The following is a 26,277-nucleotide window of genomic DNA, read 5'->3' on the forward strand; positions in this document are numbered from 1 at the left end:
GCAAAAGATGAACATTATTAAAACAGATATTCCTGACGTGCTGATTTTTGAACCGCGCGTGTTTGGTGATGCGCGAGGCTTCTTCTTTGAGAGCTTCAGCAGCAAGGTGTTTAATGAGGCGGTGGGCCGCCAGGTGGATTTCGTCCAGGATAACCACTCCCAGTCCCAGAAAGGCGTATTGCGCGGGCTGCACTATCAGCTGGATCCGCACGCCCAGGGCAAACTGGTCCGCTGTGTGGAAGGCGAGGTATTTGACGTGGCGGTGGATATCCGTCGTTCATCGCCAACCTTTGGCAAATGGGTAGGAGCGGTGCTCAGCGCAGAGAATAAACGTCAGTTGTGGATCCCGGAAGGGTTCGCCCACGGTTTTATGGCGCTGAGCGAAACTGTGCAGTTTGTCTACAAGGCGACGAATTACTACGCGCCGCAGTCAGAACGGAGCATCATCTGGAACGATCCGGAGATAGGGATTGACTGGCCGGCGCTGAGCGACTGCGCACTGTCGCTGTCGGAGAAAGATCTACAGGCACATACTCTGGCCACCGCAGAAGTATATAAATAATTAGGTTGTTTTTTCCTCAAATGGCGGGTTCCAGATGGAACTCGTCATGTTTATTCGTTAACAAGCCGGGTCAACCGGCTGACTTGACTAACCTTCTTTCTAAGCGTAAAACCGCCCACAGCATTATTTAATTTCGTGGCTATCCGCCATTATCCAGTTAACTGATTAAAGTGTAATCTCATGAAAATTACTATTTCCGGTACAGGTTATGTTGGTTTATCGAACGGTATCCTGATTGCGCAAAACCACGAAGTGGTGGCCCTGGATATCGTACAGGCCAAAGTGGATATGCTTAACCAGAAGATCTCTCCGATTGTCGATAAAGAGATTCAGGAATATCTGGCAGAAAAACCGTTAAACTTCCGTGCCACCACGGATAAGCACGACGCATACCGTAATGCCGACTACGTGATCATTGCGACGCCGACCGATTACGATCCCAAAACCAACTACTTCAACACCTCTACGGTGGAAGCGGTTATTCGCGATGTCACCGAGATCAACCCGAACGCGGTGATGATCATTAAATCGACCATCCCGGTGGGGTTCACCCGCGACATCAAAGAACGTTTAGGGATTGATAATGTTATTTTCTCTCCTGAGTTCCTGCGTGAAGGCCGTGCGCTGTACGACAACCTGCATCCATCGCGCATTGTCATTGGTGAGCGCTCTGCGCGTGCCGAACGTTTCGCAGACCTGTTGAAAGAAGGCGCGATTAAGCAGGATATCCCGACCCTGTTTACCGACTCCACCGAAGCGGAAGCGATCAAACTGTTCGCGAACACCTATCTGGCGCTGCGCGTTGCCTATTTCAACGAGCTCGACAGCTATGCTGAAAGCCAGGGGCTGAACAGCAAGCAGATTATCGAAGGGGTATGCCTGGATCCGCGTATCGGCAACCACTATAACAACCCGTCCTTTGGCTACGGCGGCTACTGTCTGCCGAAAGATACCAAGCAGCTGCTGGCGAACTACGAATCGGTCCCGAACAACATTATCGCGGCTATCGTCGATGCCAACCGTACCCGTAAAGACTTTATTGCGGATTCTATTCTCGCCCGTAAGCCAAAAGTGGTGGGTGTGTATCGCCTGATCATGAAGAGCGGGTCAGACAACTTCCGCGCCTCTTCTATTCAGGGCATTATGAAGCGCATCAAAGCAAAAGGTATTCCGGTTATTATCTATGAACCGGTGATGCAGGAAGATGAGTTCTTTAACTCCCGCGTCGTGCGCGACCTGGATGCCTTCAAACAAGAGGCGGATGTGATCATTTCTAACCGTATGGCGGAAGAGCTGGCGGATGTCGCGGATAAGGTTTATACCCGCGATCTGTTTGGTAACGATTAATTCTGCCTGTCTGACACTGGCGGCTCCCCGCCGCCAGTATGCTTCTTTATCTCCCCGCTATATCCCTCACTGCGCGTATTTCTCGCACATTCAGATTAACCTCAATAAATTGTGATGGACATTACGATCCTGCTCAAAACCCGTTGCGGGTTGAAAACAGGTCCGATAAGTTAAACTTACCTTGTGAAGAGCTACCGTCACTGTGATGTAGATGCCGGAGATAAGCGCCGGGAGGTAAAACGAAGCCTGCAACGCAGGCTTTTGTTATTTATGCCTTGGGGAAATATGAGGAACAGCGAGTAACGTTATTTTTTCTTGCCTTAAGGCCACGCCAAAACGCAGAATGAACGGTCATTCTGTCATATCATTTTTTTATCTCTTAATATTATCTTAATCTAAATGCAATATGGAGCGAGTCTTACCACTTGCGTTTATTAAACGTCAGTTTTGTTTTCTTTCTGTCTTTCAGATATGAAATTAAAAAGAAAACAGACACAGCAAGTAGTATGGCAGCGACCACTAAGAAAAATAGGTTTTCCATAATATCTACCACAGCTTTTTGTTGGTTGAATCATTAGCATGTTAAGCAACACGTCAGCCAGGAAGCGCTGAATTGCGATCTCTAACATATCCTGTTCTTAAGAAAATTCCTACAGAAAGTAATGTCTTTTATTTATCAGGAGAAAATGCTGAAGGAGCCATTAAAAATAGTATTGAAAAGAGTGACAGCAGGGGACCAGGCTTAAAGTTGTTGGCTTTTTCGCTGGCGGGCAGATGGAACTGGTTTCAGCACCGTCGTTAAAACCAGTAAAAATTATTCTTTAGCACAAAAAAGTATAGCCTGTGCCAGGCTCGGGTAAAGAAATGAATGATAAAGGAAGACAATGCGGGATGCTTATCCGTTGCCGCAATCAGCGGATTGCGGCAGGGCAGAGACAGGTTAGATCTGATAGTAATCCTTATACCACTCGACGAAGTTCTTCACGCCTTCCTTCACTGACGTCTGTGGCTTAAAGCCCACCAGGTCATACAGCGGCTGGGTGTCTGCGCTGGTGTCCAGCACATCGCCCGGCTGAATCGGCATCATATTCTTCTTCGCTTCCATCCCCAGGGCTTCTTCCAGGGCGGTGATATAATCCATCAGTTCCACCGGCGAGCTGTTGCCAATGTTATAGACCCGGTACGGCGCGGAGCTGGTGGCCGGGGAACCGCTCTCAACGGTCCAGTCGGCATTGGCCTGCGGGATCACATCCTGAACGCGCACCACCGCCTCGACGATATCGTCGATATAGGTGAAATCGCGCTTCATCTTGCCGTAGTTGTAAACGTCGATACTTTTTCCTGCCAGCATCGCTTTCGTGAACTTGAACAGCGCCATATCCGGGCGGCCCCACGGACCATAGACCGTAAAGAAGCGCAGCCCGGTGGTCGGGATGCCGTACAGATGGGAATAGGTATGCGCCATCAGCTCATTGGCTTTCTTGGTGGCGGCGTACAGGGAGACCGGATGATCGACGGAATCCTCCGTGGAGAACGGCATTTTGCGATTAAGGCCGTAAACCGAGCTGGAGGAGGCGTATACCAGGTGTTTCACTTTGGTATGGCGGCAGCCTTCCAGAATATTCAGGTACCCCATCAGGTTTGCGTCGGCGTAGGCATACGGGTTTTCCAGCGAATAGCGCACGCCGGCCTGGGCCGCCAGGTGGATCACGCGGTCAAACTGTTCTGCGGCGAACAGCGTCGCCATACCCTCACGGTCGGCAAGATCCAGCTGCTGGAAATGGAATGCCGGAGAGGACAGGCGATCCAGACGGGCCTGCTTCAGGCTGACGTCATAGTAGTCATTCATGTTGTCGATCCCGACAACGTCATGCCCTTCATTCAGCAGGCGCTGCGCGATATGAAAGCCGATAAAACCTGCGGCACCAGTGACCAAAAACTTCATATTTTTCCTCCGGGGTGTGGATATCCCGTTCTACATAACGGCCGATTTTACACTGGCTTGCGGCTGGGATCACTTGCTTTGCCGCGTCTTATCCGCCAGGCGCGAAGTGAAGGGCGCTTTTTTCTGGCAAAATCGTGGTGGCAAAGGCTGATAAATAACAACGTTTCTCATTTGACTGTTAGCTGTCGAATAATAACCTTGTAACCTGTCAGCGGTTTAGCGATTCATGGCGCAATCATAAAGGTCGCCAATCCCCCCGGTATGGCGTAATTTTGTTTAAAGATATATTTTCGTCAGCGGATGATTTAGCAAATGGGCAAAATCTCTGTAGTGTTTTCTCTGGTTTTTTGATGAATATCAATGGGTTAGATTGGTTTTGTTTGTTTGGTGAATGTTTATAATGTGTATTATTTGAGTAATCCATTAATCAGTAGGCTTTTTTATTTTTATTCCCCGCGACCAGCGCTATAATCTGCGGACGATTTTCTTTGTGGAATGTGCAGTGTAGAGCATGAGTCGTTTATCCCTCCTGTCGGAACAAAGCGCCGCCGCCATGTGCAAAGGGCCATCAAGCCTGGCCGCGCGTTGTCTCCCTGGTGGCGAAAGCGATGTCTCTTCTTATCTTTCCCCGCATCGTGGACGCTCCTTTCTGACGCTTGCTGACACCGGCAGGCCGCCCGTTTCCCTTTCGTCGGTGGCGGAAAGCGCACGCGTGATACCCTGCGTAAATGAGAAAGTCCTGATGGTTAACCCGGCGGCAAATGCGGAAAGTGTGGGGCATTTCGCGGCCAGGTGAGGACAGATGTACATTAAAAGCAGAGATATGTCCCAGGACATATCTCTGCTTTTAGGTTTTCAGGACACCCGTTCCGTCAGGCTGGCTTTTCAGGCCGCTGAGTGAACGTTCTGCCGATAGCCTGAAGCGAAAGAGGGTGGCGTTTAGCCTGAAACACGGGAGCAGTACGCATTTTGGTTGCGACAGCCAATGGCGGTAGCGTGCCTGAAAAAGGCCATTCCACCCGACGGTCGATTGATTGATAGTAAAATAAAGCAATTATTTATTTAAGGATTTCATTATGTTACTTCCTGTAATTATGGCTGGTGGTACCGGCAGTCGTCTCTGGCCGATGTCTCGCGAGCTTTACCCGAAACAGTTCCTCCGGCTGTACGGGCAGAACTCCATGCTGCAGGAAACTATCACCCGACTCTCGGGCCTTGAAATCCATGAACCGATGGTCATCTGTAACGAAGAGCACCGCTTCCTGGTGGCCGAACAGCTGCGCCAGCTCAACAAGCTGTCCAACAACATTATTCTTGAGCCGGTCGGGCGCAACACCGCCCCGGCCATTGCTCTGGCGGCCCTTCAGGCCACCCGTCACGGTGACGACCCGCTGATGCTGGTTCTCGCCGCCGACCATATCATCAATAACCAGCCGGTCTTCCACGACGCCATCCGCGTCGCCGAGCAGTATGCCGATGAAGGCCACCTGGTCACCTTCGGTATCGTGCCGAACGCCCCGGAAACCGGCTACGGCTACATCCAGCGCGGCGTGGCCCTCACCGACAGCGCCCACACCCCGTACCAGGTGGCCCGCTTCGTGGAGAAGCCGGACCGCGAGCGCGCTGAGGCCTACCTCGCCTCCGGGGAGTACTACTGGAACAGCGGCATGTTTATGTTCCGCGCCAAAAAATACCTCTCCGAGCTGGCCAAATTCCGCCCGGATATCCTCGAAGCCTGCCAGGCCGCGGTGAACGCCGCCGACAACGGCAGCGACTTCATCAGCATCCCGCATGACATTTTCTGCGAGTGCCCGGACGAGTCCGTGGACTACGCGGTGATGGAGAAAACCGCCGACGCGGTGGTGGTCGGTCTCGATGCCGACTGGAGCGACGTCGGCTCCTGGTCCGCCCTGTGGGAGGTCAGCCCGAAAGATGAGCAGGGCAACGTCCTCAGCGGCGACGCGTGGGTGCATAACAGCGAAAACTGCTACATCAACAGCGACGAGAAGCTGGTGGCGGCCATCGGCGTGGAGAACCTGGTGATTGTCAGCACCAAGGACGCCGTGCTGGTGATGAACCGCGAGCGTTCCCAGGACGTGAAGAAGGCGGTCGAGTTCCTCAAGCAGAACCAGCGCAGCGAGTACAAGCGCCACCGCGAGATTTACCGTCCCTGGGGCCGCTGCGACGTGGTGGTCCAGACCCCGCGCTTCAACGTCAACCGTATCACCGTGAAACCGGGCGGCGCCTTCTCGATGCAGATGCACCACCACCGCGCCGAGCACTGGGTCATTCTCGCCGGCACCGGCCAGGTGACGGTCAACGGCAAGCAGTTCCTGCTGACCGAGAACCAGTCCACCTTTATTCCGATTGGCGCCGAGCACAGCCTGGAAAACCCGGGCCGCATTCCGCTGGAAGTGCTGGAGATCCAGTCGGGGTCGTACCTCGGCGAGGACGACATTATTCGTATTAAAGACCAGTATGGTCGTTGCTAATTTTTTTCGGGACAAAACGCAGAATGACACAGTTAACATGCTTTAAGGCTTATGACATCCGTGGTGAACTGGGCGAGGAGCTGAACGAGGACATCGCCTACCGTATCGGCCGCGCCTACGGCGAGTTTCTGAAACCCGGGAAGATAGTGGTGGGGGGCGATGTGCGCCTCACCAGCGAGTCGCTGAAGCTGGCGCTGGCCCGCGGGCTGATGGACGCCGGCACCGACGTGCTGGATATCGGCCTGAGCGGTACCGAAGAGATTTACTTCGCCACCTTCCACCTCGGGGTGGACGGCGGTATCGAGGTGACGGCGAGCCACAACCCGATGAACTACAACGGCATGAAGCTGGTGCGCGAGAACGCGAAGCCCATCAGCGGCGACACCGGCCTGCGTGACATCCAGCGCCTGGCGGAGGAAAACCAGTTCCCGCCGGTGGACCCGGCGCGTCGCGGCACCCTGCGCCAGATTTCGGTGCTGAAGGAGTACGTCGACCACCTGATGGGCTACGTGGACCTGGCGAACTTCACCCGTCCGCTGAAGCTGGTGGTGAACTCCGGCAACGGGGCGGCGGGGCACGTGATTGATGAGGTGGAGAAACGCTTTGCGGCGGCCGGGGCGCCGGTGACCTTTATCAAGGTGCATCACCAGCCGGACGGCCATTTCCCGAACGGTATCCCGAACCCGCTGCTGCCGGAGTGCCGCCAGGACACCGCCGACGCGGTGCGTGCGCATCAGGCGGACATGGGTATCGCCTTTGACGGCGACTTCGACCGCTGCTTCCTGTTCGATGACGAGGCGTCGTTTATCGAGGGGTACTACATTGTCGGCCTGCTGGCGGAAGCGTTCCTGCAGAAGCAGCCGGGGGCGAAAATCATTCACGACCCGCGCCTGACGTGGAACACGGTGGACATCGTGACCCGCAGCGGCGGGCAGCCGGTGATGTCGAAGACCGGGCATGCGTTCATCAAGGAGCGGATGCGCCAGGAAGACGCCATCTACGGCGGGGAGATGAGCGCGCACCACTACTTCCGCGATTTCGCCTACTGCGACAGCGGGATGATCCCGTGGCTGCTGGTGGCGGAGCTGCTGTGCCTGAAGAACAGCTCGCTGAAATCGCTGGTGGCGGACCGCCAGGCGGCATTCCCGGCGTCGGGGGAGATCAACCGCAAGCTGGGAAATGCGGCGGAGGCGATCGCGCGCATCCGGGCGCAGTATGAGCCGGCGGCCGCACACATCGACACAACGGACGGTATCAGTATTGAATACCCTGAGTGGCGCTTTAACCTGCGCACATCCAACACGGAGCCGGTGGTGCGCCTGAACGTTGAGTCCAGAGCGGATACGGCGTTGATGAACGAGAAAACCGCCGAGCTGCTCAACCTGTTAAAAGAGGAATCGCTTTGAGTCCTATGTTTTCAGCGATCTATCGCTACCGTGGCTTTATTATTGACAGCGTTAAACGGGACTTTCAGTCCCGTTACCAGACCAGCTTTTTAGGCGCGGCATGGCTGATCTTGCAGCCGATCGCCATGATTTCCGTCTATACATTAATCTTTTCTGAATTAATGCGTGCCCGCCTGGCGGGCATGGACGGCCCTTTTGCCTATAGCATCTACCTCTGTTCCGGGGTGTTAACCTGGGGGCTGTTCACGGAAACGCTTAACAGTCTGGTCAACGTTTTTCTTACCAACGCTAACATTCTTAAAAAGCTCAGCTTTCCGCGGATCTGTTTACCGATCATTGTCACCGCTTCGGCGTTCATTAACTTTCTGATCATTTTCGGTCTGTTTGTGCTGTTTCTGATCGTCACGGGGAATTTCCCGGGCATGATTTTCTTTGAAATCATTCCGGTGCTGATCGTCCAGATGCTGTTTACCCTGGGCCTGGGGATTATCCTCGGCGTGCTGAACGTTTTTGTCCGCGACATCGGCCAGTTCGTCAATATTCTGCTGCAGTTTTGGTTCTGGTTTACGCCTATTGTTTACGTGTCCAAAACGCTGCCGGAATGGGTATCAGGCCTGCTGGCCTATAACCCGATGGCGACCATTATCGGTTCCTACCAGAATGTGATGCTCTATCACCAGAGCCCTGACTGGATGGCGCTGCTTCCGGTCACGGTGGTGTCGGTCATTCTGTTTTTATTTGCCTGGCGTTTATTTAAAAAACATGCCGCTGATATTGTGGACGAGATTTAATCATGAGTATCAAAGTTCAGCACGTCGGCAAGGCGTATAAATATTACCCATCCAAATGGAACCGGGTCATTGAGAAACTGCTGCCGGGCGATAAGCCGCGGCACAGCAAAAAATGGGTGTTAAAAGACATCAATTTCAGCATCGAACCCGGTGAAGCAGTCGGTATTGTCGGGGTGAACGGCGCAGGTAAAAGTACGTTGCTGAAGCTGCTGACCGGCACCACCCAGCCCACCAAAGGCAACATTGAGATCCAGGGGCGCGTCGCTGCGCTGCTGGAGCTGGGCATGGGGTTCCATCCCGACTTTACCGGCCGGCAGAACGTGTATATGTCCGGGCTGATGATGGGCCTGAGCCGGGAAGAGATCGAGCGCTTAATGCCGGAGATCGAAGCCTTTGCGGATATCGGCGACTACATTGAAGAGCCGGTGCGCATCTATTCCAGCGGCATGCAAATGCGCCTGGCGTTCGCCGTGGCCACCGCTTCTCGCCCGGATATTCTGATCGTCGATGAAGCGCTCTCCGTTGGTGACTCCCGCTTTCAGGCGAAGTGCTACGCCCGCATTGCGGACTTCAAAAAGCAGGGCACCACGCTGCTGCTGGTTTCCCACAGCGCCGGGGATATCGTCAAACACTGCGACCGCGCCATCTTCCTCAAAAATGGTGACATTTGCATGGACGGCACCGCCCGTGACGTGACCAACCGTTACCTGGATGAGCTGTTTGGCAAACCTGATAAAGACAGCGCCAGGAAAAGCGAAACGGCTACCTCGTCAGCCAGTGGCGAAAGCCAGATGTCGCTTGATGAGATTGAAGATGTGTACCACACGCGACCAGGCTACCGTCCGGAAGAGTATCGCTGGGGGCAGGGGGGCGCGAAAATCATCGATTACCATATTCAGAGCGCCGGGGTTGATTTTCCGCCCTCGCTGACGGGCAATCAGCAGACCGATTTTCTGATGAAGGTCGTGTTTGAATACGATTTTGATTGCGTGGTGCCAGGCATCCTGATTAAGACCCTCGATGGCTTATTCCTCTACGGAACCAACTCCTTTCTCGCCTCAGAAGGGCGCGAGAATATTTCGGTTTCCCGCGGCGATGTTCGGGTGTTTAAATTTAGCCTTCCGGTGGATTTAAACAGTGGCGATTACCTGCTGTCATTTGGTATCTCTGCCGGCAACCCGCAGACGGATATGACGCCGCTGGACAGACGTTACGACTCCATTATTTTACATGTGACCAAGAGCATGGATTTTTGGGGTGTCATCGATCTTAAGTCGTCCTTTACTAGCTACCAATGACGTTGAGAAAAACGATTCCATGACTAAAAACTTAAACACGCTGGTTAGCGAATTACCTGAGATTTATCAAACTATTTTTGGCCATCCCGAGTGGGATGGCGACGCCGCTCGCGATTGTAATCAACGTCTCGATTTGATTACCGAACAGTACGATAACTTATCCCGCGCGCTGGGCCGCCCGCTTAAAGTTCTCGATCTGGGCTGCGCTCAGGGCTTTTTCAGCCTGAGCCTGGCAAGCAAAGGCGCGACTATCGTTGGTATCGATTTCCAGCAGGAAAATATTAACGTGTGCCGCGCGCTGGCCGAAGAAAACCCCGACTTTGCCGCCGAATTCCGGGTAGGCAGAATTGAAGAGGTGATCGCCGCGCTGGAAGAGGGCGAGTTTGATCTGGCCATTGGCTTAAGCGTGTTTCACCATATTGTTCATCTTCATGGTATCGATGAAGTTAAACGTCTGCTCTCGCGCCTGGCGGATGTCACCCAGGCGGTGATCCTTGAGCTGGCGGTGAAAGAAGAACCGCTCTACTGGGGCGTTTCTCAGCCGGACGATCCGCGCGAACTGATTGAGCAGTGCGCGTTTTATCGCCTGATTGGCGAGTTTGATACCCATTTATCCCCCGTTCCGCGCCCGATGTACCTGGTCAGCAACCACCGGGTGCTGCTCAACGATTTTAATCAGCCGTTCCAGCACTGGCAAAATCAGCCCTATGCCGGGGCCGGTCTGGCGCATAAGCGCAGCCGTCGCTACTTCTTTGGCGAAGATTATGTGTGCAAGTTTTTCTATTACGACATGCCCCACGGCATCCTGACGGCGGAAGAGAGCCAGCGTAATAAACATGAACTGCATAATGAAATAAAGTTCCTGGCGCAACCGCCAGCGGGCTTTGACGCGCCAGCATTACTGGCCCACGGCGAAAACGCCCAGTCTGGCTGGCTGGTGATGGAAAAGCTCCCGGGTAGCTTGCTGAGCGATATGCTGGCGGCTGGGGAAGAGATCGATCGTGAAAAAATCCTTGGCACCTTGCTCCGTTCCTTAGCGGCGCTGGAGAAGCAAGGGTTCTGGCATGACGATGTGCGCCCATGGAACGTGATGGTCGATGCCCGGCAGCATGCCCGTTTAATCGACTTCGGCTCTATCGTCACCACCCCACAGGACTGCAGCTGGCCGACAAACCTTGTCCAGTCGTTTTTCGTGTTTGTGAACGAGCTGTTTGCCGAAAACAAAAACATAAACGGTTTCTGGCGCTCGGCGCCCGTGCATCCGTTCAACCTGCCGCAGCCGTGGTCAAACTGGCTGTATGCGGTCTGGCAGGAGCCGGTTGACAGCTGGAACTTTGCCCTGCTGTTAGCGCTGTTCGACAAGAAAGCGAAACTGCCGTCAGCTGAACAGCAGCGTGGGGCGACGGAGCAGTGGATCATCGCTCAGGAGACGGTGCTGCTGGAGCTCCAGTCCCGGGTGCGCAATGAAAGCGCCGGCTCGGAGGCGATGCGTGGGGAAATCCATGCCCTGGAGCAACAGATCGTTCAGCTGCAGGCGGCACAGGGTGCGTTAGTCGAGAAAGCGCAACAGCCAGTGGAAGTCAGCCATGAGCTGAGCTGGCTGACTGAGAATATGGCGCAGCTGACCGCGCTGCTGGAGTCGGCACAAGCGCACGCCCAGGCTGACATTCAGCCCGAGCTGCCGCCGGAAACCGCTGAGCTCCTCCAGCGACTGGAAGCCGCTAACCGGGAGATTCACCATTTACATAACGAAAACCAGCAGCTTCGCCAGGAGATTGAAAAAATCCATCGCAGCCGTTCCTGGAGAATGACCAAGGGTTATCGTTATATTGGACTGCAGATCCATTTGCTGAGGCAGTATGGTTTCGTGCAGCGTTGTAAACATTTTATTAAACGCGTCCTGCGGTTTGTTTTCTCGTTTATGAGAAAACATCCGAAGGTAAAACATACCGCGGTAAATGGGTTACATAAGCTGGGCCTTTATCAGCCGGCCTACCGTTTGTATCGTCGTATGAATCCGCTGCCGCACAGCCAGTATCAGGCTGATGCGCAAATTTTATCGCAGACTGAGCTGCAAGTGATGCATCCGGAGCTTTTACCTCCGGAGGTTTATGAAATTTATCTCAAACTAACGAAAAATAAATAAGGAGATTAACTTGCATATTTTGATTGATGTCCAGGGTTACCAGTCGGAAAGTAAATTCCGCGGTATCGGTCGCAGTACCCTGGCCATGAGCCGCGCCATTATTGAAAATGCCGGCGAGCATCGCGTCAGTATTCTGATCAATGGTATGTATCCCATTGACAATATTAATGATGTAAAAATGGCCTATCGGGACCTGCTGGCGGACGAGGATATGTTCATCTTCTCCGCCGTTGCGCCAACGGCCTATTGCAATATTGATAACCACGGCCGTAGCAAAGCCGCCCAGGCGGCCCGCGATATCGCTATCGCCAATATCGCGCCTGATATTGTCTATGTTATTAGCTTCTTCGAAGGCCATGGGGATAGTTATACCGTGTCCATTCCGGCGGACAATGTGCCGTGGAAGACAGTGTGCGTATGCCACGATCTGATCCCGCTGTTAAATAAAGAGCGTTATCTCGGCGATCCGAATTTCCGCGAGTTTTATATGAACAAGCTGGCGGAGTTTGAGCGGGCGGACGCGATCTTCGCTATTTCGCAGTCGGCGGCCCAGGAAGTGATCGAATATACCGACATCGCCAGCGATCGAGTGCTGAACATCTCCTCGGCGGTGGGGGAAGAGTTTGCGGTTATCGACTATTCCGCCGAGCGTATTCAGTCTTTAAAAGACAAATACAGCCTGCCCGATGAGTTTATTCTGACGCTGGCGATGATCGAGCCGCGAAAAAACATCGAAGCGCTTATTCACGCCTATAGCATGCTGCCTGCCGAATTGCAGCAGCGCTATCCGATGGTGCTGGCGTATAAGGTGCACCCGGAGGATCTGGAGCGGATTCTGCGTCTGGCGGAAAGCTATGGCCTGTCACGCAGCCAGCTTATCTTTACCGGCTTCCTGACCGACGACGATCTGATTGCCCTGTACAACCTGTGCAAACTGTTTGTGTTCCCGTCGCTGCATGAAGGTTTCGGCCTGCCGCCGCTGGAAGCGATGCGCTGCGGGGCGGCGACCTTAGGTTCAAACATTACCAGCCTGCCGGAAGTCATTGGCTGGGAAGATGCCATGTTCAATCCGCATGACGTGCAGGATATTCGCCGGGTGATGGAGAAGGCGCTGACCGATGAGGCGTTTTACCGTGAGCTGAAGGCGCATGCCCTGACGCAGTCGGCCAAATTCTCCTGGGCCAACACCGCCCATCTGGCGATCGAGGGTTTCACTCGCCTGCTGCAGTCGTCCAAAGAGGCGCATGCCGGGCAGGTGGAAGGCGTGACCGCCTCGCGCATTCAGACGATGCAGAAAATTGATGCGCTGAGCGAAGTCGACCGTCTGGGTCTGGCGTGGGCGGTTGCGCGCAACGGCTTTAAGCGCCATACCCGCAAGCTGCTGGTGGATATTTCGGTTCTGGCGAAGCATGACGCGAAGACCGGGATCCAGCGCGTCTCGCGCAGTATTCTTAGCGAATTACTGAAATCCGGCGTGCCGGGTTATGAGGTTTCCGCCGTCTACTACACCCCAGGCGAGTGTTATCGCTACGCCAACCAATATCTGTCCAGTAACTTCCCGGGCGAATATGGTGCCGACGAGCCGGTGCTGTTCAGCAAAGATGATATTCTGATCGCCACCGATCTGACCGCGCATCTCTTCCCGGAGGTGGTGACGCAAATTGACAGCATGCGCGCCGCCGGGGCGTTCGCCTGCTTCGTGGTGCATGATATTTTGCCATTACGTCGACCGGAGTGGAGTATCGAAGGCATTCAGCGTGAATTCCCGATCTGGCTGTCCTGCCTCGCAGAGCATGCCGACCGGCTGATCTGCGTCTCTGCCAGTGTCGCCGAGGATGTGAAAGCGTGGATTGCGGAAAATAGCCATTGGGTGAAACCGAATCCGCTGCTGACCGTCAGCAACTTCCATCTGGGCGCCGACCTCGATGCCAGCGTACCGTCCACTGGTATGCCGGACAATGCACAGGCGCTGTTAGCCACGATGGCCGCAGCCCCGTCATTTATCATGGTTGGCACCATGGAGCCGCGCAAAGGCCACGCCCAGACGCTGGCCGCCTTCGAGGAGCTGTGGCGCGAGGGCAAAGAGTACAACTTGTTTATCGTCGGCAAACAGGGCTGGAACGTTGACAGCTTGTGCGAAAAATTACGCCATCATCCGCAGCTGAACAAAAAGCTGTTCTGGCTGCAGAATATCAGCGACGAGTTTTTGGCCGAGCTATATGCTCGTTCACGCGCGCTGATCTTTGCCTCGCAGGGGGAGGGCTTTGGCCTGCCGTTGATTGAAGCGGCGCAGAAAAAGCTGCCGGTGATTATCCGCGATATCCCGGTGTTTAAAGAGATTGCTCAGGAACATGCCTGGTATTTCTCCGGGGAAGCGCCGGCCGACATCGCGAAGGCCGTCGAAGACTGGTTAGCCCTGTATGAGCAAAACGCGCATCCTCGCTCCGAAAATATCAACTGGTTAACCTGGAAGCAGAGCGCGGAATTTCTCCTGAAAAACCTGCCGATTATCGCGCCAGCCGCGAAGCAATAATCGCTATCAACAGGGCCGCCCCGGTGGCCCTTGTGATGAGTTCGTTATGAAAATTATTTTTGCTACTGAGCCAATTAAATACCCATTAACGGGCATCGGTCGGTATTCCCTGGAGCTGGTTAAGCGGCTGGCGGTCGCTCGCGAAATCGAAGAGCTGAAGCTGTTTCACGGCGCGTCGTTTATCGATCAGATCCCCCAGGTTGAGAATAAAAGCGATACCAAAGCCAGCAATCATGGTCGTCTGTCGGCGTTTCTGCGCCGCCAGCCGCTGCTGATTGAGGCGTATCGTCTGCTGCACCCGCGGCGCCAGGCATGGGCATTGCGCGACTATAAAGATTACATCTACCATGGTCCCAATTTTTATCTGCCGCATCGCCTGGAACGCGCCGTGACCACGTTTCATGACATCTCCATTTTTACCTGCCCGGAATATCATCCAAAAGATCGGGTTCGCTATATGGAGAAGTCCCTGCACGAGAGCCTGGATTCGGCAAAGCTGATCCTGACCGTCTCTGACTTCTCGCGCAGTGAAATCATCCGCCTGTTCAACTATCCGGCGGATCGGATCGTCACCACCAAGCTGGCCTGCAGCAGCGACTATATTCCGCGCAGCCCGGCGGAGTGCCTGCCGGTCCTGCAGAAATATCAGCTGGCGTGGCAGGGCTACGCGTTGTATATCGGCACCATGGAGCCGCGTAAAAATATCCGCGGTTTGCTGCAGGCCTATCAGCTGCTGCCGATGGAGACCCGCATGCGCTACCCGCTGATCCTCAGCGGTTATCGCGGCTGGGAAGACGATGTGCTGTGGCAGTTAGTCGAGCGCGGTACGCGAGAAGGGTGGATCCGTTACCTGGGCTATGTCCCGGATGAAGACTTGCCTTATCTGTACGCGGCGGCCAGAACCTTTGTTTATCCCTCCTTCTATGAGGGATTCGGTTTACCTATTCTTGAAGCGATGTCTTGCGGTGTGCCGGTAGTATGTTCCAATGTCACTTCTTTGCCTGAGGTGGTTGGCGATGCCGGCCTCGTTGCCGATCCTAATGATGTAGACGCGATTAGCGCGCATATTTTGCAGAGCCTGCAGGATGATAGCTGGCGGGAAATCGCCACCGCGCGCGGTCTTGCCCAGGCGAAACAGTTTTCGTGGGAGAACTGTACGACCCAGACCATTAACGCCTATAAATTACTCTAAGGGTGTCAGTTGAGAGTTCTACACGTCTATAAGACCTACTATCCCGATACCTACGGCGGTATTGAGCAGGTCATTTATCAGCTCAGTCAGGGCTGCGCCCGCCGGGGAATCGCAGCCGATGTATTTACTTTTAGCCCGGACAAAGAGACAGGACCTGTCGCCTACGAAGACCATCGGGTCATTTATAATAAGCAGCTTTTTGAAATTGCCTCCACGCCGTTTTCGCTGAGAGCGTTAAAGCGTTTTAAGCAGATTAAAGATGATTACGACATCATCAACTACCATTTTCCGTTTCCATTCATGGATATGTTGCATCTCTCGGCGCGGCCTGACGCCAGAACGGTGGTGACCTATCACTCTGATATTGTGAAACAAAAACGGTTGATGAAGCTGTACCAGCCGCTGCAGGAGCGATTCCTCGCCAGCGTAGACTGCATTGTCGCCTCGTCTCCCAACTACGTGGCCTCCAGCCAGACCCTGAAAAAATATCAGGATAAAACCGTGGTGATCCCGTTTGGTCTGGAGCAGCACGACGTGCAGCACGATCCGCAGCGGGTGGCGCACTGGCGGGAAACCGTCGGCGATAACTTCTTCCTCTTCGTCGGCGCTTTCCGCTACTACAAAGGGCTGCACATTCTGCTGGATGCCGCCGAGCGTAGCCGGCTGCCGGTGGTGATCGTCGGGGGCGGGCCGCTGGAGGCGGAAGTGCGTCGTGAAGCGCAGCAGCGCGGGCTGAGCAATGTGGTGTTTACCGGCATGCTCAACGACGAAGATAAATACATTCTCTTCCAGCTCTGCCGTGGCGTGGTCTTCCCCTCGCATCTGCGCTCCGAGGCGTTTGGCATTACGTTACTGGAAGGCGCGCGCTTCGCCAGGCCGCTGATCTCCTGCGAGATCGGCACCGGGACCTCGTTCATTAATCAGGACAAAGTGAATGGCTGCGTGATCCCGCCGAATGACAGCCAGGCGCTGGTGGAGGCGATGAATGAGCTCTGGCATAACGATGAAACCGCCAGCCGCTATGGCGAAAACTCGCGTCGTCGGTTTGAAGAGATGTTTACTGCCGACCATATGATTGACGCTTACGTCAATCTCTACACTACGCTGCTGGAAAGCAAATCCTGAGGCCAGCTACCCCCGCCGTTGCGGCGGGGGTCAACGCGTTAGTGACGACTTTTCAGATTATCAATCACTTCCCCGAGATCCAGCCCCTGGTCCTGCAGCAGCACCAGCAGGTGATACATCAGGTCCGACGCCTCATTCTTCAGCTCGAAGCGGTCGTTCACCGTGGCGGCCAGCGCAGTCTCCACGCCTTCTTCCCCCACTTTCTGCGCAATGCGCTTGGTGCCGCTGGCATACAGCTTCGCCGTGTAGGAGCTCTCCGGGTCGGCGTGCTTACGCTCGGCCAGCAGCTGCTCCAGCTGATAGAGGAACAGCCACTGGTGGCCGGCGTCGCCGAAGCAGCTGGTGGTGCCTTTGTGGCAGGTCGGCCCGATCGGGTTCACCAGCACCAGCAGCGTATCGTTGTCGCAGTCCGGCGTGATGCTCACTACGTTGAGGACATGGCCCGAGGTTTCACCCTTGGTCCACAGCCGCTGTTTGGTGCGTGAGTAAAAGGTGACCTTGCCGGTGGCTTCGGTTTTCTCCAGCGCCTCCTTGTTCATGTAGCCCAGCATCAGCACTTCGCCGGATACGGCGTGCTGCACGATGGCCGGCATCATGCCGTCCGTTTTTTCCCAGTCCAGCTGTTCAGTCAACATACCCTTATCTCCACGCCCTGTGCCGCCAGGTACGCTTTCAGTTCGCCAATATTAATAATCTGTTTGTGGAATACCGAGGCCGCCAGCGCGCCGTCAACGTTGGCGTCGCGGAAGGCTTCGAGGAAGTGTTCCATGGTGCCCGCGCCGCCGGAGGCGATCAGCGGCACATGGCACACCGCGCGAACCTTCGCCAGCTGCTGCAGATCGTAGCCGTTGCGCACCCCGTCCTGGTTCATCATATTGAGGACGATCTCGCCCGCGCCGCGCTTCTGCACTTCCTCCACCCAGTCGAGGGTTTCCCACTGCGTCACCCGGGTGCGGCTCTCGTCGCCGGTGTACTGATTGACGTGATATTTGCCGGTCTCTGCATCAAACCAGGTATCAATCCCCACCACAATGCACTGCACGCCAAAGCGGTCGGCAAGGCGGGTGATCAGCGTCGGGTCGGCGAGGGCAGGGGAGTTAATCGAGATCTTATCGGCGCCAAAGGAGAGGATCTGCGCCGCGTCTTCCAGCGACTTGATCCCGCCCGCCACGCAGAAAGGAATATCAATCACTTCCGCCACCCGCGACACCCAGCTCTTGTCGACCACCCGGCCGTCGCTGGAGGCGGTGATATCATAGAACACCAGCTCGTCGGCGCCTTCGTCGGCATAGCGCTTGGCCAGCGGGACGATGTCGCCGATGATCTCGTGATTACGGAACTGCACGCCTTTCACTACCTGGCCGTCGCGGACGTCGAGGCAGGGGATTATCCGTTTTGCCAGCATTGAATGGCCTCCGTTACGTTGAATTTACCTTCCAGCAGCGCGCGACCGACAATCACGCCGCGCACCCCGGTGCCGCGCAGGGCGGCAATATCATTGAGATCGCCGATGCCGCCGGATGACTGAAACGCCACCTGCGGGTAGCGGGCGCAGACTTCCTCATACAGCGAGACGTTGGAGCCCGCCAGCGTGCCGTCACGGGAGATATCGGTGCACAGCACATGCTGCAGGCCGACCGGCAGATAGCTCGCCACCAGCTCCTCCAGGGTCACGCCGGAGTTCTCCTGCCAGCCGCTGACCGCCACCTGCTTATTGCCGTCGGCGTCGATACGCACGTCGAGGGCCAGCACCAGCCGTTCAGGGCCAAAGCGTTTAAACCAGCCTTTCACTTCCTCCGGGGATTTCACCGCGGTGGAGCCGACCACCACGCGGGCGACGCCGGCGTCAAGCAGGGCCGCGACATCCGCCTCGGTCCGCACGCCGCCGCCGACCTGCACCGGGACGTCAACGCCGGCGACCAGCGATTTCAGCAGCGGGATCTGGCGCTTCGCCGGATCCTTCGCCCCGGTCAGGTCGACCAGGTGCAGGACTTCCGCCCCCTGAGCGGCATAGGACTGCAGGCGCGGCAGCGGATCGCTGCCGTAGTCGCGCTGCTGGCCGTAATCGCCCTGGTGGAGACGAACGACGGTGCCGTCGATTAAATCTAACGCAGGAATAATCATCACATCTCCAGGAAGTTTTTCAGCAGCTGCGCCCCGGCGCTCCCGGAGCGCTCCGGGTGGAACTGCACGCCAAAGAAGTTATCTTTCTGCACCGCGGCGGTAAACGCCTCGCCGTAATTGCACTGGGCGATGGTGTACGGGTTGACCGGCATGGCGTAGCTGTGGACGAAGTAGAAATACGCGCCTTCTTCAATGCCGCGGAACAGACGATCGCCCGCTTTGGCATACACCCGGTTCCAGCCCATGTGCGGCAGCGGCAGGCCGTGGTCGGTCATCTTCGGCACCTCTTCCTCGATAATGCCCAGCAGATCGACGCCGTTGTTCTCTTCGCTGCGCTTGCCGAGCAGCTGCATGCCCAGGCAGATACCCAGCACCGGCTGGGTACAGGCTTTGATCAGGTCGATCAGCTCGCGGTCGCGCAGCTGGTCCATCGCCGCCTGGGCGGTGCCGACGCCGGGAAGAAACAGTTTATCGGCACGCAATACCACCTCCGGATCGCGGCTGACCACCGGCTCATAGCCGTGGCGGCCAATCGCCGATTTCACCGAATTGAGGTTGGCGCACCCGGTATCAAGGATCACCACATTCATTACAGCACCCCTTTGGAAGACGGCAGGGCATCGCCCTGGACGCGGATCGCCTGGCGCAGCGTACGGCCAAAGGCTTTGAACAGGCTCTCCACGCGGTGGTGATCGTTCTTGCCCTTGGTTTTCAGGTGCAGCGTCACCGCCATGGTGTAAGAGAGCGAGCGGAAGAAGTGTTCCACCATCTCGGTGCTCAGATCGCCAACGCGCTGATAGGTGAAGTCCGCCTTATACTCCAGGTGCGGACGGCCGGAGATATCCAGCGCGCAGCGGGCGAGACACTCGTCCATCGGCAGCACGAAGCCGAAGCGGTTGATGCCGCGCTTGTCGCCGAGCGCCAGCTTCAGGGCTTCGCCGAGGGCCAGGCCGGTATCTTCCACCGTGTGGTGATCGTCGATGTACAGATCGCCGCCGACGTTGACCTCCATGCGGAAGCCGCCATGGGTGGCGATTTGGTCGAGCATATGGTCAAAAAAGCCGACGCCGGTGTGGATCTTGCTGCCGCCTTCGCGGTCCAGCCACACTTTCACATCCACCTGGGTCTCTTTGGTGATGCGCTCGACGTGGGCATAGCGGTCGCGGCGGGTCAGCTGCTCGCAGATGGTCGGCCAGTTCAGGGTCTCGCGGTCATAGCGCAGACCGATAATCCCCATGTTATCCGCCAGCTCAAGGTCGGTGGCCCGGTCGCCAATCACGTAGCTGTGGGCTTTATCCAGCACGCCTTCTTCCAGCCACGGCAGTACCAGCTGGGTTTTCGGCTTGCGGCAGGCGCAGTTGTCGCCCGGGAAGTGCGGACAAATCAGCACTTCCTCAAAGTTAACGCCCTGCGAGGCGAAGATCTGCATCATCAGGTTGTGTGGGCCATCAAACGCCTCCTGCGGCAGGCTGTCGGTACCCAGACCGTCCTGGTTGGTGATCATCACCAGCTTATAGCCTTCCTGCTGCAGCTTCAGCAGCGCCGGGATCACCTGCGGCTCGAACGCCAGCTTGTCGAAACGGTCCACCTGGAAATCTACCGGCGGTTCGGAAATCAGGGTGCCGTCACGGTCAATAAAGAGATACTTCTGGGTCATACATTCTCCGCAGTCAAGGCGTCAATCACGCGCTGGCTCTCGGCACGGGTACCGATAGTGATACGCAAACAGCCGCTCAATGAAGGTTGTTTATTCTGGTCACGTAAGATAATGCCCTGATCCCACAAAGATTTAAACACTGCGCTGGAGGCGGTTATTCGCGCCAGGACGTAGTTGGTCTCAGAATCGAAGACCTGCTCCACGCAGGCGATGCCGCGCAGCTGTTCCACCAGGTAGCGGCGCTCGTCGAGGATCTGCGCCACGCTCTGACGCATCGCGGCGATCCCTTCCGCGCTCAGCGCCTGGGCGGCGATATCGGCCACCGGCGTGGAGAGCGGGTACGGCGCGATCACTTTCAGCAGCACGTTAATCACCTCGGCGTTGGCGAGGGTGAAGCCGCAGCGCAGGCCGGCGAGGGCAAAGGCTTTGGACAGCGTGCGCAGCACCACCAGGTGCGGGTAGTCGCTGAGCCAGCCGGCGAGCGTCGCCTGCGGGCAGAATTCAATATAGGCTTCGTCGGCCACCACGATGGCTTTGCCGCGGGTCATCTCCAGCAGGTCGCGCATCGACTGCGGGTCGATAATCTGCCCGGTCGGGTTGTTCGGGCTGCAGACGAAGACCACTTTCACCCCGTCCAGCTTTGCCTCAATGCCCGGCAGGTCGAGCTGCCAGTCGGCCAGCGTCGGCACGGTGCGGCATTCGACGCCGATGGTCTCGGCGCTGACGCTGTACATGCCGTAGGTGGGCGGGCAGTAGAGCACCGCGTCTTCGCCTGGCTCGCAGAAGGCGCGGATCAGCAGCTCAATGCCTTCGTCGGCGCCGCGGCTGACCAGTACCTGCTCCGGTTTAACCCCGGCGTAGCGGGCGTAGTTCTCAATCACCGCCTTCGGCTGCGGCTCCGGGTAGCGGTTCAGCGTCTGCTCGGTAAGCTGGAAGGCCACGGCGGTGGGGAATTCGTTAGCGTTCAGCCAGACGTCGCCTTTCCCGCCCAGGCGGCGAGCGGATTGATACGGGGTCAGCGCGCGGACGTTGGCGCGGGCTAAATCTTCAATGCTCATGCTTGCTCCTTCAGGGCGGCAACGCGCAGCGTTACGGCGTTTTTGTGGGCGTCAAGGCGCTCGGCGGCGGCCAGAATCTCAATCGTCGAAGCGAGGGCGGCAAAGCCGTCGCGCGACAGCTCCTGCACGGTCATCCGCTTCTGGAAGTCGGCCAGGCCGAGGCTCGAACAGGTGGCGGTATAGCCATAGGTCGGCAGGACGTGGTTGGTGCCCGAGGCGTAGTCGCCCGCGGATTCCGGCGACCAGTCGCCAAGAAAAACCGAACCGGCGCTGGTGATGCTGTCCACCAGCTCGCGGGCCTGACGGGTCTGAATGATCAGGTGTTCCGGGCCATACTGGTTGGAGATAGCCACGCACTGCGCCAGGTCGCGGGCCACGATGATCCGGCTGGCGGAGAGCGCCACGCGGGCGGTTTCGGCGCGAGGCAGGGCGGCCAGCTGGCGCTCCACGGCCTCGGCGACGCGGCTGCCCATCCCGGCGTCCGGGGTCAGGAGGATCACCTGCGAGTCCGGGCCGTGTTCCGCTTGGGACAGCAGGTCAGAGGCGACAAAGTCCGGGTTGGCGCCGCTGTCGGCGATCACCAGCACTTCCGACGGGCCGGCCGGCATGTCGATGGCCGCGCCGTCCAGACGCTGGCTGACCTGGCGTTTGGCTTCCGTGACGTAAGCGTTACCCGGGCCAAAGATTTTATCCACCTTCGGCACCGACTCGGTACCGAGGGCGAGGGCGGCGATGGCCTGCGCGCCGCCGACGTTAAAGATGGTTTTCACGCCGCACAGCTGCGCGGCGTAGAGGATCTCATCGGCGATCGGCGGCGGCGAGCAGAGCACCACCTGCTGACAGCCGGCGATGCGCGCCGGCGTCGCCAGCATCAGCACCGTGGAGAACAGCGGCGCCGAGCCGCCCGGAATATACAGCCCGACGGAGGCGATAGGGCGGGTCACCTGCTGGCAGCGCACCCCCGGCAGCGTTTCGACATCCACCGCCTGCAGCTGTTGCGCGTTGTGGAAGGTCTCGATGTTTTGCACCGCCACCGCCATCGCCTGCTTCAGCTCGTCGCTGAGGCGCTCGCCGGCGGCGGCGATCTCCGCCTCGCTCACCTGCAGCGCGGCGACGGTGGTTTTATCAAACTTCGCGCTGTATTCGCGCAGCGCCGCGTCGCCGTTGGCTTTGACGTTATCGAGGATCTCCGCCACCGTTTTACTGATGCTGTCGGAGGCGGAAATCGCCGGGCGCGTCAAGAGTTGTTGCTGTTGGTCTGCGCTACAGCCGTTCCAGTCGATGATTGTGTTGAAGCTCATGATTGTTTTCCCCTGTGTGTCCCGTGACCGGCTGGCCGATTACTCCATCATCTTCTCAATCGGCAGCACCAGAATGGAGCTGGCGCCCAGCGCCTTCAGTTTTTCCATGGTCTCCCAGAACAGGGTTTCGCTGCTGACCATGTGCATCGCCACGCGCTGCTTGTCGCCCGCCAGCGGCAGAATGGTTGGCCGTTCGGCGCCCGGCAGCAGGGCAACCACTTCTTCCAGACGTTCGGTCGGGGCGTGCATCATGATGTATTTCGACTCGCGGGCCTGGATCACGCCCTGAATACGGGTCAGCAGGCGGTCAATCAGCTGCTGTTTGGCGTCGTCCATTTCGCCGTCGCGCTGGATCAGGCAGGCTTTGGAGCGGTAGATCACTTCCACTTCGCGCAGGCCGTTGGCTTCCAGGGTGGCGCCGGTGGAGACGAGGTCGCAGATGGCGTCGGCGAGGCCGGCGCGCGGCGCCACTTCCACGGAGCCGTTCAGCAGACAGGATTTAAAGGAGATACCTTTTTGATCGAGGTAACGCTTCAGCAGGTGCGGGTAAGAGGTGGCGATACGTTTGCCGTCCAGCGCCGCCGGGCCGTTCCAGGCTTCATCCACCGGGGTCGCCAGCGACAGGCGGCAGCCGCCGAAGTCCAGGCGACGCAGGGTGAAATAGCGCGGGTCTTCGCCCTGGGCGCGGCGGCTGAGCAGCTCTTCTTCCAGCACGTTTTCGCCGATAATGCCGAGGTCGACAACACCGTCCATCACCAGGCCCGGGATATCGTCATCACGCACGCGCAGAATGTCGATTGGCATATTTTCCGCCAGCGCAATCAGACGCTGGGTGTGCAAATTGACTTTAATGCCGCAGCGGCTGAGTAATTCGCGTGAATCTTCGCTTAAACGGCCTGATTTCTGAATAGCTATGCGTAAACGGGTGTTGTCTAACATTGTTCTTTTCCTCTGAATACCTGTCTGAATCTGTCCGAATTTGGTCCAAAAAAAAGCCCCCGGAAGTGAATCTTCCGGGGGCTCTCTGCGCGTTCATGCACCACTGGAAGATCCAAATGTCTTCCAGCACACATCGCCTGAAAGACTAGTCAGGATGATGGTGATGATGGTGGTGTTTAAATTGAACGCGGTTCATAAAAATTCTCTGTGAATGACTATGCATTTGATGTCCTTTAACCTAAACCACTTTCGCCGCAGAAAGCAAGGGCTTTTTTCTATCATTAATTCATTTCACATTGAGCGAAGAAATTGTCAGTTGCCGCTGGCTGGCGTAGCCTGTAATCAGCACAGCGAAAGAGTCAGGAGCCTGGGATGAAAAAGGTCGCGATAGTCGGTTTGGGATGGCTGGGGATGCCGCTGGCGCTGTCGTTGACGGCGCGAGGCTGGCAGGTCACCGGCAGTAAAACCACGCAGGATGGCGTGGAGGCGGCGCGGATGTGCGGGATCGACAGCTATCCGCTGCGCCTGGAGCCGCAGCTGGTCTGTGATACCGAGGACCTCGACGCGCTGATGAACGTCGATGCGCTGGTGATCACGCTGCCGGCCCGGCGGACCGGGGCGGGGGAAGGGTTTTATCTGCAGGCGGTGCAGGAGATCGTCGATACCGCGCTGGCGTACCATATTCCGCGGATCGTCTTCACCAGCTCCACCTCGGTGTATGGCAACGTCAACGGTACGGTGAAAGAGAACTCCCCGCGCCTGCCGCAAACCGCCAGCGGGCAGGTGCTCAAGGAGCTGGAGGACTGGCTGCACAATCTGCCGGGGACCTCGGTGGATATTCTGCGCCTGGCCGGGCTGGTGGGGCCGTCCCGCCATCCGGGGCGTTTTTTCGCCGGCAAGTCGGCGCCGGATGGCCAGCACGTGGTCAACCTGGTGCATTTGCAGGATGTGGTGGCCGCTATCGAACTGCTGCTGCAGGCTCCGAAGGGCGGGCACATCTATAATCTATGTGCGCCCCGCCATCCGGCGCGCGGCCTCTTTTATCCGCAGATGGCCCGCGAGCTGGGGCTGCCGCCGCCGGTCTTCAGCGACAGCCCGGACGGCGGCCAGGGCAAGATTGTGGATGGCAATCGTATCTGCAATGAGCTGGGGTTTGAGTACCAGTACCCCGATCCGCTGGTGATGCCGATGGAGTGATCCGCCAGCGGTGATTCGCATACCGTAAGGGGGTAGCGATGAAACCACTGCTGGATGTCCTCGTGATCCTCGACGCGCTGGAAAAAGAGGGGAGCTTTGCCGCGGCGTCGGCAAAGCTCTTTAAAACGCCCTCGGCGCTGAGCTATACCATTCACCGGCTGGAAAGCGATCTCAATATTCAGCTGCTCGACCGCAGCGGCCACCGCGCGCGCTTTACCCCCACCGGACAGATGCTGCTGGAGAAAGGGCGGGAAGTGTTGCACATCGCCCGCGAACTGGAGAGCCGGGCGGTTAAGCTGCAGCAGGGGTGGGAACATACCCTCCGCCTGGCGGTGGACAGCACCTTTCCCGTGGCGCAACTCTCGCCGCTGATCGCCGCCTTTTATCAACAGCAGCCGCTCACCCGGCTGCGCTTCACGCTGACCCCTTCGCTGCTGGACTGGCGGCCCTTGACGGAAGGGCAGGCCGATCTCCTGCTGGGGGCGCTCGGCGAGCCGCCGCCGCTTAGCGGCTATGATTATCTTCCCCTTGGCTAGCTGGAGCTGCTGCTGGTGGTCTCCCCGCAGCATCCTCTGGCGGCGCGCCGCGCCCCGTTGAGCTGGCGAACCCTGCGGCGTTACCGCGCGGTGGCCACCGGCGAGGGCGGGGCGCTGTTCGACGATCAGGAGACCCTGACGGTGTGTGACGCCGCGGGGCAGCTGGCGCTGCTGCGCATGGGGCTGGGGTGGGGCTGCCTGCCGCGTTATCAGGTGCAGGGGCTGCTGGAGAGCGGCGAGCTGGTCAGCCTGGCCGTGCGCGGGCTGTCGCCTCGTCAGCGCGCGTGGATCGCCTGGAATGACGCCGCCTGCGGTTTGGCCGGGAAATGGTGGCGCGAAGCGCTATTAGCAAATAGTGCTATTTTTACAATTTATCATACGGAAATCGTATAGATATTAGCATCTTAAAAATTATGCTCACGCAATGAACTTCATAACATCTTGTCAACGCCGTTGATATTGTTGCAAAATATGCGGCCTGAAAACCAGAGACTAGCCGACGCTTTTTTTAAAGTGTCGGTTATTTTTTTGGTCGAAAGACACATCATTCAATACCAAGAGGCCGGGCTTCGTACCGGATAGATATTTACTAAAAACCGACAGTCGTTGTCGCTGAGGAATAGAAAGA

22 protein-coding genes, 1 pseudogene and 1 other annotated feature are annotated in these 26,277 nt (G+C 57.1%); of the genes and pseudogenes, 12 read left to right on the plus strand and 11 right to left on the minus strand.

The genetic code is table 11. The annotated features are described in order from the left end of the window. Positions 1-7 precede the first annotated feature (7 nt). Together rfbC and ugd are read left to right on the plus strand one after the other, a co-directional pair. Entirely contained in the window at positions 8-562 is a 555-nt protein-coding gene (gene rfbC / locus ACOI6Z_RS02130; protein WP_080935511.1) for a dTDP-4-dehydrorhamnose 3,5-epimerase, read from the plus strand. A 180-nt stretch (positions 563-742) separates the two neighbouring features. After that, positions 743-1,909, plus strand: coding sequence for a UDP-glucose 6-dehydrogenase (gene ugd, locus ACOI6Z_RS02135; RefSeq protein WP_000704810.1), 1,167 nt, complete (start codon positions 743-745; stop codon positions 1,907-1,909). A 418-nt stretch (positions 1,910-2,327) separates the two neighbouring features. Here the strand turns inward: ugd and ACOI6Z_RS02140 are convergent, their stop codons facing one another. Both ACOI6Z_RS02140 and ACOI6Z_RS02145 read right to left on the minus strand, forming a co-directional pair. Next, positions 2,328-2,450, minus strand: coding sequence for a small membrane protein (locus ACOI6Z_RS02140; RefSeq protein WP_000429184.1), 123 nt, complete (start codon positions 2,448-2,450; stop codon positions 2,328-2,330). A gap of 399 nt (positions 2,451-2,849) precedes the next feature. Further along, positions 2,850-3,854 carry an NAD-dependent epimerase gene (locus ACOI6Z_RS02145; RefSeq protein WP_044524123.1) on the minus strand — a complete coding sequence of 335 codons (1,005 nt, stop codon included), beginning with the start codon at positions 3,852-3,854 and terminating at the stop codon, positions 2,850-2,852. A gap of 1,076 nt (positions 3,855-4,930) precedes the next feature. Between ACOI6Z_RS02145 and ACOI6Z_RS02150 the strand changes: the two genes are divergently transcribed. From ACOI6Z_RS02150 to wbdC, 8 genes are read left to right on the plus strand one after another with little or no spacing between them, the layout of a single operon-like run. Next, complete coding sequence (locus ACOI6Z_RS02150) at positions 4,931-6,346, plus strand: mannose-1-phosphate guanylyltransferase/mannose-6-phosphate isomerase (RefSeq protein WP_012967599.1); 1,416 nt, start codon at positions 4,931-4,933, stop codon at positions 6,344-6,346. 23 nt (positions 6,347-6,369) lie between these two features. After that, entirely contained in the window at positions 6,370-7,752 is a 1,383-nt protein-coding gene (gene rfbK, locus ACOI6Z_RS02155; protein WP_012967600.1) for an O9 family phosphomannomutase RfbK, read from the plus strand. A gap of 5 nt (positions 7,753-7,757) precedes the next feature. Further along, positions 7,758-8,543 carry an O9 family O-antigen export ABC transporter permease subunit gene (wzm, locus tag ACOI6Z_RS02160; protein WP_004203602.1) on the plus strand — a complete coding sequence of 262 codons (786 nt, stop codon included), beginning with the start codon at positions 7,758-7,760 and terminating at the stop codon, positions 8,541-8,543. A 2-nt stretch (positions 8,544-8,545) separates the two neighbouring features. Continuing rightward, a complete protein-coding gene (gene wzt / locus ACOI6Z_RS02165; RefSeq protein ID WP_072413436.1) occupies positions 8,546-9,841 on the plus strand; it encodes an O9 family O-antigen export ABC transporter ATP-binding subunit in 1,296 nt (431 codons plus the stop codon). Between the two features lie 19 nt (positions 9,842-9,860). Then, complete coding sequence (locus ACOI6Z_RS02170) at positions 9,861-11,987, plus strand: methyltransferase domain-containing protein (RefSeq protein ID WP_420686860.1); 2,127 nt, start codon at positions 9,861-9,863, stop codon at positions 11,985-11,987. A 10-nt stretch (positions 11,988-11,997) separates the two neighbouring features. Beyond that, complete coding sequence (gene wbdA, locus ACOI6Z_RS02175) at positions 11,998-14,520, plus strand: polymannosyl GlcNAc-diphospho-ditrans,octacis-undecaprenol 2,3-alpha-mannosylpolymerase WbdA (RefSeq protein ID WP_080901752.1); 2,523 nt, start codon at positions 11,998-12,000, stop codon at positions 14,518-14,520. 46 nt (positions 14,521-14,566) lie between these two features. After that, entirely contained in the window at positions 14,567-15,712 is a 1,146-nt protein-coding gene (locus ACOI6Z_RS02180) for a glycosyltransferase family 4 protein (protein ID WP_008804110.1), read from the plus strand. A gap of 9 nt (positions 15,713-15,721) precedes the next feature. Beyond that, positions 15,722-16,837 (plus strand): N-acetyl-alpha-D-glucosaminyl-diphospho-ditrans,octacis-undecaprenol 3-alpha-mannosyltransferase WbdC, encoded by a 1,116-nt coding sequence (gene wbdC, locus ACOI6Z_RS02185; protein ID WP_044524108.1) that lies wholly within the window; start codon positions 15,722-15,724, stop codon positions 16,835-16,837. Between the two features lie 38 nt (positions 16,838-16,875). On the opposite strand, the gene hisIE is transcribed toward wbdC, so the two are convergent. The 9 genes from hisIE to hisL all read right to left on the minus strand — a co-directional run bounded on the left by hisIE (position 16,876) and on the right by hisL (position 24,112). Further along, positions 16,876-17,472 (minus strand): bifunctional phosphoribosyl-AMP cyclohydrolase/phosphoribosyl-ATP diphosphatase HisIE, encoded by a 597-nt coding sequence (gene hisIE, locus ACOI6Z_RS02190; RefSeq protein ID WP_023290360.1) that lies wholly within the window; start codon positions 17,470-17,472, stop codon positions 16,876-16,878. Next, positions 17,466-18,242, minus strand: coding sequence for an imidazole glycerol phosphate synthase subunit HisF (gene hisF / locus ACOI6Z_RS02195; RefSeq protein ID WP_032453444.1), 777 nt, complete (start codon positions 18,240-18,242; stop codon positions 17,466-17,468). Before hisF ends, hisIE begins: the two co-directional genes overlap by 7 nt. After that, positions 18,224-18,961 (minus strand): 1-(5-phosphoribosyl)-5-[(5-phosphoribosylamino)methylideneamino]imidazole-4-carboxamide isomerase, encoded by a 738-nt coding sequence (gene hisA, locus ACOI6Z_RS02200; RefSeq protein WP_072413431.1) that lies wholly within the window; start codon positions 18,959-18,961, stop codon positions 18,224-18,226. Before hisA ends, hisF begins: the two co-directional genes overlap by 19 nt. Then, a complete protein-coding gene (gene hisH / locus ACOI6Z_RS02205) occupies positions 18,961-19,551 on the minus strand; it encodes an imidazole glycerol phosphate synthase subunit HisH (RefSeq protein WP_002912227.1) in 591 nt (196 codons plus the stop codon). The genes hisA and hisH overlap by 1 nt, the downstream gene beginning before the upstream one ends. Then, positions 19,551-20,618: a bifunctional histidinol-phosphatase/imidazoleglycerol-phosphate dehydratase HisB gene (hisB, locus tag ACOI6Z_RS02210; RefSeq protein WP_017899706.1), complete on the minus strand. Its 1,068-nt coding sequence runs from the start codon at positions 20,616-20,618 to the stop codon at positions 19,551-19,553. The genes hisH and hisB overlap by 1 nt, the downstream gene beginning before the upstream one ends. Continuing rightward, positions 20,615-21,676, minus strand: coding sequence for a histidinol-phosphate transaminase (gene hisC / locus ACOI6Z_RS02215; protein ID WP_420686864.1), 1,062 nt, complete (start codon positions 21,674-21,676; stop codon positions 20,615-20,617). Before hisC ends, hisB begins: the two co-directional genes overlap by 4 nt. Further along, on the minus strand, positions 21,673-22,977 hold the full coding sequence (gene hisD / locus ACOI6Z_RS02220) for a histidinol dehydrogenase (protein WP_086076367.1): 1,305 nt from the start codon (positions 22,975-22,977) through the stop codon (positions 21,673-21,675). Before hisD ends, hisC begins: the two co-directional genes overlap by 4 nt. Positions 22,978-23,016: 39 nt before the next feature. After that, the gene (gene hisG / locus ACOI6Z_RS02225; protein WP_023290356.1) at positions 23,017-23,916 is read right to left on the minus strand and encodes an ATP phosphoribosyltransferase; all 900 of its coding nucleotides are present in this window, start codon (positions 23,914-23,916) and stop codon (positions 23,017-23,019) included. A 47-nt stretch (positions 23,917-23,963) separates the two neighbouring features. Then, positions 23,964-24,086, minus strand: a sequence feature (His leader region). Then, positions 24,062-24,112, minus strand: coding sequence for a his operon leader peptide (hisL, locus tag ACOI6Z_RS02230; protein ID WP_004899375.1), 51 nt, complete (start codon positions 24,110-24,112; stop codon positions 24,062-24,064). It overlaps the preceding feature by 25 nt. Positions 24,113-24,288: 176 nt before the next feature. Between hisL and ACOI6Z_RS02235 the strand changes: the two genes are divergently transcribed. Together ACOI6Z_RS02235 and ACOI6Z_RS02240 are read left to right on the plus strand one after the other, a co-directional pair. Then, the gene (locus ACOI6Z_RS02235) at positions 24,289-25,113 is read left to right on the plus strand and encodes an SDR family oxidoreductase (RefSeq protein ID WP_004152513.1); all 825 of its coding nucleotides are present in this window, start codon (positions 24,289-24,291) and stop codon (positions 25,111-25,113) included. Positions 25,114-25,151: 38 nt separating this feature from the next. Then, positions 25,152-26,042, plus strand: a pseudogene (locus ACOI6Z_RS02240) (LysR family transcriptional regulator). Positions 26,043-26,277: the final 235 nt, after the last annotated feature.

This window comes from Klebsiella sp. C239 (genome assembly GCF_048822715.1).
GTDB classification, from domain to species: Bacteria; Pseudomonadota; Gammaproteobacteria; order Enterobacterales; family Enterobacteriaceae; genus Klebsiella; species Klebsiella quasipneumoniae.

Coding starts and splice junctions, on each gene's coding strand:
- ACOI6Z_RS02145 (WP_044524123.1), bottom strand. CDS start 3,854: ATGAAGTTTTTGGTCACTGGTGCCGCAGGTTTTATCGGCTTTCATATC.
- hisF (WP_032453444.1), bottom strand. CDS start 18,242: ATGCTGGCAAAACGGATAATCCCCTGCCTCGACGTCCGCGACGGCCAG.
- ugd (WP_000704810.1), top strand. CDS start 743: ATGAAAATTACTATTTCCGGTACAGGTTATGTTGGTTTATCGAACGGT.
- ACOI6Z_RS02180 (WP_008804110.1), top strand. CDS start 14,567: ATGAAAATTATTTTTGCTACTGAGCCAATTAAATACCCATTAACGGGC.
- rfbC (WP_080935511.1), top strand. CDS start 8: ATGAACATTATTAAAACAGATATTCCTGACGTGCTGATTTTTGAACCG.
- ACOI6Z_RS02170 (WP_420686860.1), top strand. CDS start 9,861: ATGACTAAAAACTTAAACACGCTGGTTAGCGAATTACCTGAGATTTAT.
- hisD (WP_086076367.1), bottom strand. CDS start 22,977: ATGAGCTTCAACACAATCATCGACTGGAACGGCTGTAGCGCAGACCAA.
- hisB (WP_017899706.1), bottom strand. CDS start 20,618: ATGACCCAGAAGTATCTCTTTATTGACCGTGACGGCACCCTGATTTCC.
- ACOI6Z_RS02235 (WP_004152513.1), top strand. CDS start 24,289: ATGAAAAAGGTCGCGATAGTCGGTTTGGGATGGCTGGGGATGCCGCTG.
- hisA (WP_072413431.1), bottom strand. CDS start 18,961: ATGATTATTCCTGCGTTAGATTTAATCGACGGCACCGTCGTTCGTCTC.
- rfbK (WP_012967600.1), top strand. CDS start 6,370: ATGACACAGTTAACATGCTTTAAGGCTTATGACATCCGTGGTGAACTG.
- hisC (WP_420686864.1), bottom strand. CDS start 21,676: ATGAGCATTGAAGATTTAGCCCGCGCCAACGTCCGCGCGCTGACCCCG.
- wzm (WP_004203602.1), top strand. CDS start 7,758: ATGTTTTCAGCGATCTATCGCTACCGTGGCTTTATTATTGACAGCGTT.
- ACOI6Z_RS02150 (WP_012967599.1), top strand. CDS start 4,931: ATGTTACTTCCTGTAATTATGGCTGGTGGTACCGGCAGTCGTCTCTGG.
- wzt (WP_072413436.1), top strand. CDS start 8,546: ATGAGTATCAAAGTTCAGCACGTCGGCAAGGCGTATAAATATTACCCA.
- hisG (WP_023290356.1), bottom strand. CDS start 23,916: ATGTTAGACAACACCCGTTTACGCATAGCTATTCAGAAATCAGGCCGT.
- ACOI6Z_RS02140 (WP_000429184.1), bottom strand. CDS start 2,450: ATGGAAAACCTATTTTTCTTAGTGGTCGCTGCCATACTACTTGCTGTG.
- hisH (WP_002912227.1), bottom strand. CDS start 19,551: ATGAATGTGGTGATCCTTGATACCGGGTGCGCCAACCTCAATTCGGTG.
- hisIE (WP_023290360.1), bottom strand. CDS start 17,472: ATGTTGACTGAACAGCTGGACTGGGAAAAAACGGACGGCATGATGCCG.